At 69.6% G+C, this 12,016-nt stretch carries 10 protein-coding genes and 1 tRNA gene; 5 read left to right on the forward strand and 6 right to left on the reverse strand.

The genetic code is table 11. The features are described from left to right. Positions 1-94 precede the first annotated feature (94 nt). On the reverse strand, positions 95-1,378 hold the full coding sequence (locus ACIBF8_RS23515) for an MFS transporter (protein ID WP_396785625.1): 1,284 nt from the start codon (positions 1,376-1,378) through the stop codon (positions 95-97). Between the two features lie 86 nt (positions 1,379-1,464). On the opposite strand from ACIBF8_RS23515, the gene ACIBF8_RS23520 reads away from it, so the two are divergent. The 3 genes from ACIBF8_RS23520 (at position 1,465) to ACIBF8_RS23530 (ending at position 4,690) form a co-directional block, all read left to right on the forward strand. After that, positions 1,465-1,938, forward strand: coding sequence for a hypothetical protein (locus tag ACIBF8_RS23520; RefSeq protein ID WP_396785626.1), 474 nt, complete (start codon positions 1,465-1,467; stop codon positions 1,936-1,938). A 188-nt stretch (positions 1,939-2,126) separates the two neighbouring features. Then, positions 2,127-2,510, forward strand: a complete 384-nt coding sequence (locus ACIBF8_RS23525; RefSeq protein ID WP_396785627.1) for a hypothetical protein — start codon at positions 2,127-2,129, stop codon at positions 2,508-2,510. A 17-nt stretch (positions 2,511-2,527) separates the two neighbouring features. Then, positions 2,528-4,690 carry a hypothetical protein gene (locus tag ACIBF8_RS23530; protein WP_396785628.1) on the forward strand — a complete coding sequence of 721 codons (2,163 nt, stop codon included), beginning with the start codon at positions 2,528-2,530 and terminating at the stop codon, positions 4,688-4,690. Between the two features lie 124 nt (positions 4,691-4,814). On the opposite strand, the gene ACIBF8_RS23535 is transcribed toward ACIBF8_RS23530, so the two are convergent. The 4 genes from ACIBF8_RS23535 to ACIBF8_RS23550 all read right to left on the reverse strand — a co-directional run bounded on the left by ACIBF8_RS23535 (position 4,815) and on the right by ACIBF8_RS23550 (position 8,257). Further along, the gene (locus tag ACIBF8_RS23535; RefSeq protein WP_396785630.1) at positions 4,815-6,305 is read right to left on the reverse strand and encodes a hypothetical protein; all 1,491 of its coding nucleotides are present in this window, start codon (positions 6,303-6,305) and stop codon (positions 4,815-4,817) included. Then, a complete protein-coding gene (locus tag ACIBF8_RS23540) occupies positions 6,302-6,853 on the reverse strand; it encodes a SigE family RNA polymerase sigma factor (protein WP_396785632.1) in 552 nt (183 codons plus the stop codon). Before ACIBF8_RS23540 ends, ACIBF8_RS23535 begins: the two co-directional genes overlap by 4 nt. Before the next feature lie 213 nt (positions 6,854-7,066). Further along, positions 7,067-7,143 (reverse strand) — tRNA-Pro (locus ACIBF8_RS23545). A gap of 220 nt (positions 7,144-7,363) precedes the next feature. After that, complete coding sequence (locus tag ACIBF8_RS23550; RefSeq protein ID WP_396785633.1) at positions 7,364-8,257, reverse strand: metallophosphoesterase; 894 nt, start codon at positions 8,255-8,257, stop codon at positions 7,364-7,366. Between the two features lie 25 nt (positions 8,258-8,282). Between ACIBF8_RS23550 and ACIBF8_RS23555 the strand changes: the two genes are divergently transcribed. After that, complete coding sequence (locus ACIBF8_RS23555; RefSeq protein ID WP_396785634.1) at positions 8,283-8,738, forward strand: GatB/YqeY domain-containing protein; 456 nt, start codon at positions 8,283-8,285, stop codon at positions 8,736-8,738. A gap of 116 nt (positions 8,739-8,854) precedes the next feature. Here ACIBF8_RS23555 and ACIBF8_RS23560 read toward each other — a convergent pair whose 3' ends face one another. Next, the gene (locus ACIBF8_RS23560) at positions 8,855-11,284 is read right to left on the reverse strand and encodes a penicillin-binding protein (RefSeq protein ID WP_396785636.1); all 2,430 of its coding nucleotides are present in this window, start codon (positions 11,282-11,284) and stop codon (positions 8,855-8,857) included. A 407-nt stretch (positions 11,285-11,691) separates the two neighbouring features. Here ACIBF8_RS23560 and ACIBF8_RS23565 point away from each other — a divergent pair, with 407 nt between their 5' ends. Beyond that, complete coding sequence (locus ACIBF8_RS23565) at positions 11,692-12,012, forward strand: WhiB family transcriptional regulator (protein WP_396785637.1); 321 nt, start codon at positions 11,692-11,694, stop codon at positions 12,010-12,012. The last annotated feature ends 4 nt before the right edge of the window (positions 12,013-12,016 follow it).

The following is a 12,016-nucleotide window of genomic DNA, read 5'->3' on the forward strand; positions in this document are numbered from 1 at the left end:
GACATCGGGCCCCGGAGCATCAGCTCCGGGGCCCGACCCGTCCCAGGCGCCCGCGCGCCGCCGTCCCGCTTGCGGCCGCGCGGGTGTCCCGGGGTCAGGCCGGGGCGGGTGCGGGGTCGGGGGAGGCCGGAGCGGTCGTGGCGCGGCCGTCCTGCTCCGCGTTGAGCAGTCGGCGCAGAGAGAGCGCGACGAGCGAGGCGACCAGGCAGCCGCCGACCACGGTCGCCACCCAGACCTTGCCGTCGGCGGCGCCGATGAGCGGGCCGGCGGTCACCGGACCGATCACGCCGCTGATCCCGAAGATCATCGAGCTCATGGCGTTGTACCGACCGCGTAGCTCGTCGGTGGCCAGCGCGTTGGTGAGCGCCGGCATCACCGGTGACAGCATCGTCTCACCGAAGCCGAAGATCGCCGAGCAGGCCACCACGCACAGCGCGGCCACCACGGCATCCCCGGTGCTGACCAGATCAGCGGCACCGAGGACCAGCCATGCGGTGGCGAACACCGCCCCGACGAGGGCCAGCGCGGCGGTGCGGCTGCGGCCCTCGATCCGACGGATGACCAGGAGTTGAGCCAGCACGATCGTCACGGTGTTCGCCGCGAGCGCCCAGGCCACCACCCGGGGGCTCACCTCCGCGACCCGCACGGCGTACGCGGCGAAGCCGACCTCGATCTGGGCGTACCCGCAGGTGGTGAGGATCAGACCGAAGATCACCAGCCGGCGGAAGGGGCGGTCCCGGAGCACGGTCAGGTAGCCGCCGGGCGACGGCTGGTCAGCGGCCCGGCGGGCGCCGAGCCGGTGCCCGACACCCGGCAGGGTGAGCAGGATCAACGCCGGCATCAGGTAGCTCACCGCGTCCAGCAGGTAGACGGTCTGGAAGGTGCCCGGTCGACCGGTGTCGATGATCGCACCGGAGGTCATACCGCCGATCCCGATACCGAGGTTGAGCAGCGCGAAGTTCAGCCCGAAGACGCGTTGCCGTTCGCCGTCGTCGGTCAGCGAGGCGAGGATGGTGTTCTGCCCGGACCAGATCGCCGAGCTGCCGACCGCGATCACCGTCATCACCGCGAACGCGGAGGCGCTCGAGTCGACCAGGGCCAGCGAGCCGGTGCCCACCGCCTCGATCAGCAGGCACGGCAGCACCACCCGGCGGGCCCCGAACCGGTCGATCAGCGTCCCGCCCAGCGGCGACAGGGCCAGGGTGACCGCGCCGTACCAGCCGATCACCAGGCCGGCTCGGGTGTCGGTGAGGTTACGGACGTCGGTCAGGTAGATGAAGAGGAACGGCAGGGTGAGGCCACGCCCGATCGCCGACAGCAGGGTGCCGACGAGGAGCCGGCGAGCTTCCGGGCGGCGGGGTAGGGCGCGTCGCAACATGACCGGCATTCTGTTCGCCGGGTCTGACGGTCCGCCAATCGTTTACCGCGTCGGCGGCTGTCGGTGTGCTCTGCCATGCTGGCCCGGTGAGCGTGACCTGGCGACATCTGCCCGCATCCGCCCGCGAGATCGCCAGCGCCGCCACCGCCGCGGTCGAGGCCGCGAAAGACCAGGACACCGAGGCGTACGAGGTGGCAGCCGCTCGGCTCGCCGCGGCCGAACGATCGGGCTTGGTGCTCGGTGCCGTGGTGCGGCTGCTGCTGGAGTCGACCCATCCGGACGGGCTGGACGGCGACGACGTACGGCAGGTGCTCCAGCGGTGCGTCCGGGCGGCGGCCCCGTGGCGACCGGACGTCGACCCGCACGTCGTGCTGGTCCTGCTGGCCGGGGCGCTCGGTGTGTACGACCCTGGCGAGGACGACTCCCCACCCGACCCGGCAGCGCTCGCCCGGCACGCCCCACTGCTGGTGGTCGATCTGCTCACGGTGGCGGGCCGACCGCTCGACGGCTACCTGAGCGCGGCGTTCGCCGAGATCGAACGCACCGAGCGGCACGACTGACCCGCTCGGACCGAACGGCCGTCTGCGCGCTCCGGACCGTCCGCCGCTCGGCGGCGACACATAGCCGAACGTCGGTATAAGCTGCCCCGCGCATAGGCGATCTACTTTCAGCGGGGGCTGTGGTGAGAAGAAGATTGTGGTCACTGGTCGTCGTACCAGTGGTTGGTGGGGTTGGCCTGGTCGGGCCGATGACGCCTGCGGGAGCGGCGCCGGCCGCCGCACAGGCCGCGTCCGGCTCCGAGGTGTACGTCAGTAAGACGTACTGTCCGTTCCCAGCGAGCAACGCGGACGGCTCGGTTGATCGCCCGTACTGCACGGTCTCGGCCGCCGTGGCGGTGGCACAACCGGGTCAGACCGTCCTCGTGCAGGCGGGCTCCTACGTGGAGAAGGTGGTGGTCAACCGCTCGGGCACCAGCGACGCGCCGATCACCATCCGGGCGGTGAATGGCCCGAACGGTTTCGTCACGTTGAGCGGGCCCTCGGGAGGCAACGCGTTCTCGCTGGTCGGGGTGCATGACGTCAGGGTCGAGGGCTTCTCACTGCGGTCGTCGGCACTGCCGAGCCGGTCCTGATCGATGGCGCGACCCGGGTGACTGTGAACGAGCTCACGGTCCGTCCGCCGACCGGCGTGGTCGGGGTACGCGTCACCGGAGCGTCGAGCGACGTGACCGTCAGCCGAGGCTGGTTCGCCGCCTCCGGTGCGCCCGGGGTGACGATCGGCGCGGGTGTGGCCGGTGCCGTCGTCAGCGGCAACCAGTTCCGGGGCGGCCTCACGGTCACCGACGCGCCCGGCACGGCGATCACCGGGAACACGCTGGTCACCGGTTGCACGTCCGGCATCACCGTGGCCGGCGCCTCGCCGGGGGTGGCGATCCGCAACAACATCGTGCAGACAGCCGACGTGTCGGGCAGCGCTCCCGCCGCGTGCGCGGACCCGGCCACGGCCACCGCCATCGACCTCGCTTCCGGGTCGGTCGGGCAGAGCGTCGCCGATTACAACCTGATCGACCCAGCGAGCGGTGGTGCCCTGTACGCCTGGGGAGGCACCGACTACGCCGACCTCGCGGCGTTCCGGGCGGCGACCGGCCAGGGTGCCCACGACATCGCCGCCGATCCGAAGCTCAAGCCGCAGCAGGGCACCGAGCGGCCGTGGATCGATCTTGAGCGAACGTCGCCGGCGGTCGACTCGGCGGATGCCGGCGCTATCGGCTCCGACCCGGTGGACCTGCTCGGCAAGTCCCGTGCCGATGTGCCGGAGGTGCCGAACACCGGCACCGGCTCCGGGTACCGCGATCGCGGTGCGGTCGAGATCGGCAGCCCGTGGGCCAGCGGTGGTACCGCCGCCACCGTCAACCGGAAGGTGGGCGGTGGCCCGTACGACATCGTGACCCGGCTGCCCGTGACCTACGAATGGCCGGTGGAGACGGTCGCCGGCACCTTCGGCTATCAGCTGCTCGGCGAACGTTTCGTAGAGATGGCGGGTGGGCCGGTGCACGAGCAGACGGTGCGTCGGGCTGGCCAGGCCTGCATCCGGGTGTTTGTGAGCCCGGACGGTTATCGGACCATTCCCGACTTCGATCTGCCGAGAAGCGGCTGCACCATGGTCGGCGCCCGGTACAACCCGGTCACCCCGACCCGCCTGCTGGACACCCGGTCCGGGATCGGGGTCGGCACCTCCGTGCCGGTCGGGCCCAACTCCGAGGTGCTGCTGCCAATTCCGAGCATCGGTGGTGTGCCAGCGGCGAACATCGACGCGGTGGTGTTGAACGTGACGGTGACCCAACCGACCACGGCCGGCTTCCTCACCGTCTACCCGAACGGCGCCGCGGCGCCAACCGCGTCGAACATCAACTACGTTGCCAAGGAGACGGTGCCGAACCTGGTCACCGTGCCGCTGACGAGCGGGGGGATCCGATTCCGCAACAGCAGCAGCGGCACCGCACACGTCATCGCGGACCTGCAGGGTTGGTTCGGCGCTTCCGGGTCCGGTTTCAAGCCGCTCACCCCGGTGCGGGTCGCGGACAGCCGTGAGGGCACCGGCGGCCCGTACCTGCCGGACACGTCGCGGCAGCTGGACCTGTCGTCGAAGGTGCCGGCCGACACGACCGCTGTGATCCTGAACGTGACGGCCACCGCGCCGACGACCGCCGGCGTGTTGAAGGTGTTCCCGGGCGGTTCCCTGGTGCCGCTCGCGTCCAACCTGAACTTCGTGGCGGGGCAGACGATCCCCAACCTGGTGATGGTGCCGGTCGTCAACGGCAAGGTGAACATCTACAACCAGAGTTCCGGCACCGTGCACGTGCTCGCCGACCTGGCCGGCTACTTCGGGTCCGCGGCGTCCGGCGCGGACCAGACCTACGTGCCGTACGGTCCGCGCCGAATCGCCGACACCCGGGACGGCACCGGCCTGTCGTACCGCCCGGTGGGTCCGGTCGACCCGAACTCGTCGATCGGCGTCATCCCGGCCAACGTGCCGAATCGGGTCTGCGGCGGCACCACGCTGGACTGCCCGACCGCGGTGGTGACCAACCTGACGGTCACCAGGCCGACCAAGGCCGGCCTGCTCATCGGGTACCCGTTCAACAATCCGCGGCCGGTAGCGTCGAACGTCAACTTCGTCGCCGGGGAGACGGCTTCCAACCTCGCCGTCATCGGGACCAGCGCGGGTTCGGCGTCGCTGTACAACGCCAGCTCGGGCAGCACCGACGTGATCGTCGACCAGGCCGGCTACTTCATCGCCGCCGCGTCCTGAACGCCGTTCCCGGGCCCGGCACCGCTTGACGGTGTCGGGCCCGGGGCTCTCCGGGGACGACCCCAGGTCAGGCCGACCGCGTGGCCACCACTTCCAGGCGTTCCGTCGGACCACCTGCTCGTGATCAGTCCTGATTCCAGGCGTCCACCGCCGGTGCCGCCTGTGCACCCCGGTCGGCGACCCGCCCAGCGGTGAGCTTCGCACCGGCCGTGTCGAGTGCCTCCACGACGAGGTTCGCCGTGGGGCCGGGCACGGTCAACATCGCCCCGGAGCCGACGACGTCAGCCCTCGCGATCTCCTGTCCGTCCCGCAGGGCCCGTACCGAGGTGGCGGCAGTAGGCGTCACCACGAGCACGGACTGCCGGCCCTCTTCGTTGACCGCGTCATCGTCGACCTGCACGGCCAGCAGGCTGCCGGGATCGGTCGGATCCGTCATCACCGTGAAGGAGGCTCCGGTGCTGACCGCGCCGTCGGACCTTGGTCGATCGGGGTCGATCGTCACCTCGCCGATCCAACCGCCGCCGACTGCGGGAGCAGCCAGGACCGTCACCCGTGCACTCCCTACCGACGGCTCTCCCGGGCTCTGCGGCCCGTTGGCCGTCCCGCTCGGAACGCCAACACCCTTCCCACCCCACACCACCCGCGGAAGGGCGGTCAGGTGGTAGCCCGCGGACTGGGCCCACTGGTACATCAACTCTCGGGCGCGCGGCTCATCCACGGTGCCGCGGCCACCGGCCAGCGCGGTCACGAGTTGGTCATCGGTGATCGGCTTGGACACCAGCGAACCAGGTGCGGCGGTCATCAGGCGAGTCACCTCGCCGCAGTCGACCCGCCACCACTCCGGTCGCTGGTCCTGCGGCAAACGGATCAGGTAGGACCCGGTCGGCTCCGGGGTCCACTGGAACGTGCCGCCGTCGGGCAACGGTGATCTGAGGAAGACGCAGTCGGCTGGTGCGATCGCCAGCTGAAGTGGTTTGCCCGGACCGGCGCCGTCCACGGCCAGGCTCTCGTAGGGTTCCAGAGCGTCGCTGACGCCCTGTACGGAGGCGGTGCTGGCCAGCTTCGCGGCACTGGCGCCCGCGTCGGCGACCAGCCACACCGCGGCGCTCGGCCAACCGGTGACCTGATCGGGCTTCTCGCGGACGAAGGCGGCGAGCGCGATCCGTTTGCCGCCGACGTCGTCGACGAAGATGACCTTCACCGCGCTCACCGGCACCGGCTCAGGAGGAAGACTGTCGGTGAGTGGCACTGACAGACGTGGAAAGTCCCCACGACGTTGGGCCGACAACAGGGTGTCGGAGAGCTGGCGGACATAGTGGCTGTCCTGGGCGACGGCACCGCGTGGCGGCGACTGGAGCAGTTTGTTCGACCACGCCACCACGGGCGCGATGGACTCGGTTGAGTCAGTTGGTGGTGGCTGGGTGGTCCGGCCCGGTCCGGCGACGGCGAAGGCCGTGCCGCCTGTGGCGACCACCAGGGCCAGGGCCAGGCCGCCGAGACGTCGCTGTCGGCCCCGCCGGTACCGGGCCCTGACCCGACCGTACGGATCCGGTTCCGGGGTGAGTCTCTTGGTCAGTTCGGTCAGGGCCCTACCCAGCTCCTCATCGACCGTCATCGTGTTACCCCCGTCATTGTCGTCGTCCCGGTTGGTGCCGGATCAGCTGATGTCGGTGACTGGGTCGATGGCAACGCGTCCGACGACAGCGCCAGCCGCAGTCGAGCCAGACCTCTCGAAGCGCGGCTCTTGACCGACCCGAGGGAGCAGCCCAGGGTGGCAGCCACCTCCGCCTCCGGCAGATCGACCACGTACCGGAGCACGATCACGGCCCGGGTGCGGGGCGCCAGTGCCCGCATCGCCTCGTACAGGGCATGCCGTTCCGCTACCGCTTCTGTCATGTCCCGGGCGGACCGGTCCGGCAGGACCGCCGTCACCACCTCGTGCAGCCGGTGCCGGCGCCAGATGCTGATGTGTTGATTGATCATGACGCGCCGTAGGTAGGCCATGGGATCATCGATTCGCCGCCACCGACGCATCACCTTCACCAGCGCCGCCTGCACCAGATCCTCGGCATCCTGCGCTGACCCGGTGAGGTGGTAAGCCACGCGCAGGAGATCCATGTAGCGCGTCTCGACGAACTCCCGAAAATGCTCGTCGTCTGCCATAAGCCCCCGCCTTGTCTTGGTTACCCCTCACGACTCCGTCGAGGGTCCAAAGGTTGAAGGCCGGCACCAGACGATGCCTCATCGTGGTCCAGCTGTTGCCCGCAGCCGAGGAGACTTGCCGGCGGGAGTGGCCGGCGAACCGGTGCCGTGGTCTCGTGAGGTCGTAGAAATGCGTGAGGGCACATCCATGGATCGGATGTGCCCTCGTGCCTCTGGTCGGGGTGGCCGGATTCGAACCGACGACCTCTTCGTCCCGAACGAAGCGCGCTACCAAGCTGCGCCACACCCCGAGGCGTGCCGACAAATAGTAGCCCACCCGCCCCGATGGTCAAACTCGGTACCCCCGCCGCCCGGCTCGCCACCGCGACCGGCATCCGGGCTGGGTCGATGATCGACTCGGGGTCAAGGAAGCCGGGCTGTCGACGTGACCAGGACGCCCCAACTTTCAGGAACCCGAGTCGATCAACGGCGTCCGGACCCGCCGCGGCGACGCGCGGCGGGTCACCCGGGTCAGCGGGGGATGAGGGTGAGGATGCTGGCCTCCGGGGGGCAGGAGAAGCGGACCGGGGCGGTCGGGTGGGTGCCGAGACCGGCGGAGACGTGCAGCCAGGATTCCGACCCCGGCCACCGGTGCAGACCGCGCGCCATCGAGCGGGGCAGGCCGCAGTTGGTCACCAGCGCCCCGAAGCCCGGTACGCAGACCTGACCGCCGTGGGTGTGCCCGGCCAGCAGCAGCCCGAAGCCGTCCGCCGCCATCTGGTCGAGCACCCGTGGCTCGGGGGAGTGCGTCACCGCGATGGACAGGTCGGCCGAGGACGAGACCGCGCCGGCCACCGAGGGGTAGTCGTCCCGGTCGATGTGCGGGTCGTCCACCCCGACCAGGTCGAGCTGCCGGCCGCCGGCCTTGAGCATGGTCCGGGCGTTGTTGAGGTCGGCCCAGCCGGCACCGGTGAAGACCTGGCGCAGCTCCTCGTAGGGCAGCTCGACGCCCTCGGTGTACTCCCGGTCGGGCAGGAAGTAGGTGAAGGGGTTCTTCAACACCGGCCCGGTGTAGTCGTTGGAGCCGAACACGAACGCGCCCGGGTAGTCCAGCAGCGGTTGCAGGGCCCGCAGCACCCCGGGCACCGCGCCCGGGTGGGCCATGTTGTCGCCGGTCACCACCACCAGGTCGGGGTCGAGGGCGGCCAGCGACGCCACCCAACGCTGCTTACGCGCCTGATCGGGCATCATGTGTAGGTCCGACAGGTGCAGTACGCGCAGCGGCTCCGCGTCGGCCGGGAGCACCGGCACGTCGTACCGCCGCAGGGTGAACATATTGCGCTCGATGAGCGACGCGTACGCGAGCGTGGCCGCGCCGATCGTGGCGGTTCCGGCGGCGAGCCGGAATAGTGTGCGCTTTCGCATGGCGTTCAGGGTAGTTTGACCGTCCATGAGCACGCTGAAGGACCGCCTCACCGCCGACATGCGTTCCGCGCTCAAGGCGCGCGACGAGCTGACCACCTCCACGCTGCGGATGGCCCTGGCCGCCGTCGGCACCGCCGAGGTCGCCGGCAAGGCCAAGCGCGAGCTCACCGATGACGAGGTGCTCGCGGTGTTGACCAAGGAAGCCAAGAAGCGCCGGGAGGCGGCCGCCGCCTTCGCCGACGCCGGCCGCGCCGAGCAGGCCGCGAAGGAGAGCGCCGAGGGTGAGGTGTTGGACCGCTACCTGCCCAAGCAGCTCTCCGACGCCGAGCTGACCGAGCTGGTGTCGGGGGCACTCGCCGCGGGCGGCTTCACCGGGAAGGCCCAGATGGGCCCGGCGATGAAGGCGGCCCAGGCCGCGGTGGCGGGCCAGGCCGAGGGTGGCCGGGTCGCTGCCGAGGTACGCCGCCAGCTCGGTCTCTGACTCCGCAGGATCAGTAGGGCGACGCGACGGTCGACGCGGCCGCTCGCTGGTCCGGACAGACGAACGGGCGGGCACCCCCGAGGAGGGTGCCCGCCCGTTGTGTTCTACTCGTCGGCTCAGCCGCCCGGACGGCCGTTGCCGGGTCGGCCGGGCTGGTTGCCGGGCGGGTTGCTCGGCGTGCTGTCGGTGTTGCCCGGCGTGCCGCCGCCACTGCTGACCTGGATGGTGACCACACCACCCTTGATCGTGCGGCCGTCCGGCATGGTGCCGGCCGCGTCGCCCTCCTTGCAGGAGGACGGCACCCGCGCGCTGGAGACGACCGGCTCGAAGCCGGCGCCCTTGATCCGGGACTTCGCCTGATCCACCGACACGCACTTGACGTCGGGGATGCTGCGCTGGTCACCCTCGGAGATCTTCTGGCCCGGTGCCTCGAAATCCATCCGCGGTTTGCCCTTCATCGCATCCCGCAGCGTCTCCCACACCGGCGGGTTGATGCCGTCCTTCTCCGCGTGCTTCATCTTCACGTTGGTCTGCGGCCAGTCCGGGTCGGCCATGATGCCGGCGACCGAGTACTGCCTGGTCATCGCGACCAGCGCGGCGGTCTTCTCCGAGTCGGTGGTGCCGGACTTACCGGCCACCGGGTAACCGACGTCGCCGCGTACGTTGGGGGCGGTGGCACCCGCGCACCGGGAGGACGACGACTTGTCACCGACCGGGCATCGGGCCGCGTCCACCGCGGCGCGGGCCACCTCGGTGCTGAACCGCTTCTCGCAGCGCGGGTTGGCGATGTCCAGCTTGTTGCCCTCCGGGTCGCGGATCTCCTGCACCGGGATCGGTTCGCAGTACTTGCCGTCCGCGGCGAGGGTGGCGTAGGCGTTGGCCAGGTCCAGCGGGGTGGTCTGCGAGACGCCCAGGGTGAACGCGCCCCACTGGTGCGCACCCTTCTCCAGGTCCAGGTCTTCCTGGGACCGGAAGTTGATGCCCAGCCGCTTGGCGGCCTTGACCACGTTCTCGGCACCGACCTGCTGCTGCAGCGGCACGAAGTAGGTGTTCACCGACCGGCCGAACGCGCTCCACATGTTGTGGACGCCGGCCATGCTCTCGGTCGAGTTGGTGGGGCAGTAGAAGTTGGTCCCGGGGCAGGCCGCCTTGCCAGGCCGGATGATGTACTCCGACTTGAACTGCTTCGGCGCGTTGATCGTGTAGCTGAGCGGGATGCCCTTCTCCAGCGCCGCGACGATGGTGAACATCTTGAACGTCGACCCGGCCTGGTAGCCGGTGATGCCGTCACCGCCGCTGAGCAGCGGGTTGACCGTCGCCGGGTAGTTGCCCCGGATGCCCTTCCTGCTCTTCGCCGGGTCGCTGGACATCTTGTTCTTCGGGTTCTTCGGGTCGTCCAGCTTGAACTGCCGGTTGACCGCGAGCGCCCGGACCCGACCGGTGCCGGGCTCGACCACCGCGACCATGGCGGCTTCCTTGCTGTTCTCGCTCTTGGCCTTGCGGACCGCCTTGTCCGCGGCCCTCTGCGCCTGCACGTCGATCGTGGTCACGACGGTGTAGCCGCCGCTCTTCAGCCGCCGCTCCCGGTCGTACGTGGTGGAACCGAAGGTCTCCTGCTGCATCCACCAGCGGTAGAAGTAGTCGCAGAAGAAGCCCCACTCGTTGACGTTGGCCGAGACGCAGCCGTTGGGGGTGCGCTTGTCCTTCACCTTCAGCTCGACGGCCTTGGCGGCGTCGGCCTCCTGCTGGGTGATGGCCTTGATATCGACCATGTTCTGGATGACGTAGTCGCGACGATCCTTGGCGAGCGGATAACCAGCCTCGGTGGTCGGGTCGTTCGTCGTCGGCGCCTTGACCATGCCGGCCAGCAGGGCCGCTTCCTCGATCTTCAGCTTGCTCGGTGGCTTACCGAAGTAGACCTGGCTGGCGGCGAAGACGCCGTACGCGCCGTTGCCGAACGAGGCGAGGTTGAGGTAGCGGGTGAGGATCTCGTCCTTGGAGAACTCCTTGTCGACCTGAAGGGCCAGCCGCATCTCGCGGAGCTTGCGGGCGCTGGTGTCCTCGGTCGCCGCCACCACGTCGGCCGGGTGGGTGGCCGAGTAGGCGATGGCCAGCCGGACGTACTGCATGGTCAGCGTCGAGGCGCCCTGCCGGCCGGCGCTCTCGTTCTGGTTGTTGACGAACGCGCGGGCGACACCGTTGATGTCGACGCCGTTGTGCTTGTAGAAGTCGTGATCCTCGGCCGCGATGATGGCCTTCTGCATGTAGGGCGAGATGTCGGCGAGCTTGACGTCGCGCCGGTTCTCGTCGTACATCGTCGCGAGCGGTGTCTTGCCGTCCGAGGCCAGTAGGTAGCTGATCTGCGGCGCGCGGGCCACCGTCAGCTCCGTGGGCAGGGCGCCGAATGTCTCGGCACCGGCCTTCGCCGCCAAGCCGGACATCGCCACCGCGGGGAAGGCCGCCGCAGCGACCACTACGCCGGCCAGCAGGCCACACACGAGTAGCGATGCGGCGTTGGTCAGCACATTGTGGTCACGTTTCCGCATCCAGGTCACCTCGACAGGGTACGCGAGTAGGGAACGAGGGGCGCTGGGGCGTTCTTTCCCCATTTCCTGCGCGCGCTGCCCTCGTTGTGCTAAACGCACGACCCCCGGTGCTTGGTTGCGTGTGACCTGGCGTGAGTCTCCTCCGATTCAGGGAGGCGGCGCAGCGTTATCGCTGACCTCGGCGGGGTAACCGGCGGTCGAAGGCCCGGGAAGCCGGGAGTGTCCGGAATGATGGATTTCGCCGACAACGTTGCGTAATCAGGCGACTACAGAGCATGATGGGGGCGGCGACAGCGCCACATGTCGTCCGCGCCGCCTTGGGGAAGGCGAGTCGGGCGATCGGGGGGAATTGCCGGCTGACGTGCATCGACGAGGTCGGTAGGTACTGCAAGGGGGGACGTGTACACATGGGCATGATCACTGACTGGCCGTCACTGGCGGCATGTCAGAACGGGGACCCGGACGCGTTGTTCGTACAGGGCGCCGAACAGAACGTGGCGAAGCGGATCTGCCGGAGCTGCCCAGTTCGGTACGAGTGCCTGGCCGACGCGCTGGACAACCGGATCGAGTTCGGTGTGTGGGGCGGCATGACCGAACGCGAACGGCGGGCGCTGCTGCGTCGTCACCCGCAGGTGACGAGCTGGCGCAAGATGTTCGAGGCCGCGATGAAGAAGAACAGCAAGGACAAGTCCGGTAAGGACAAGATTCTGGTCAGCGCGGCCAACTGACGCC

The sequence above is a fragment of the Micromonospora sp. NPDC050276 genome, assembly GCF_044459545.1.
Lineage (GTDB): Bacteria > Actinomycetota > Actinomycetes > Mycobacteriales > Micromonosporaceae > Micromonospora.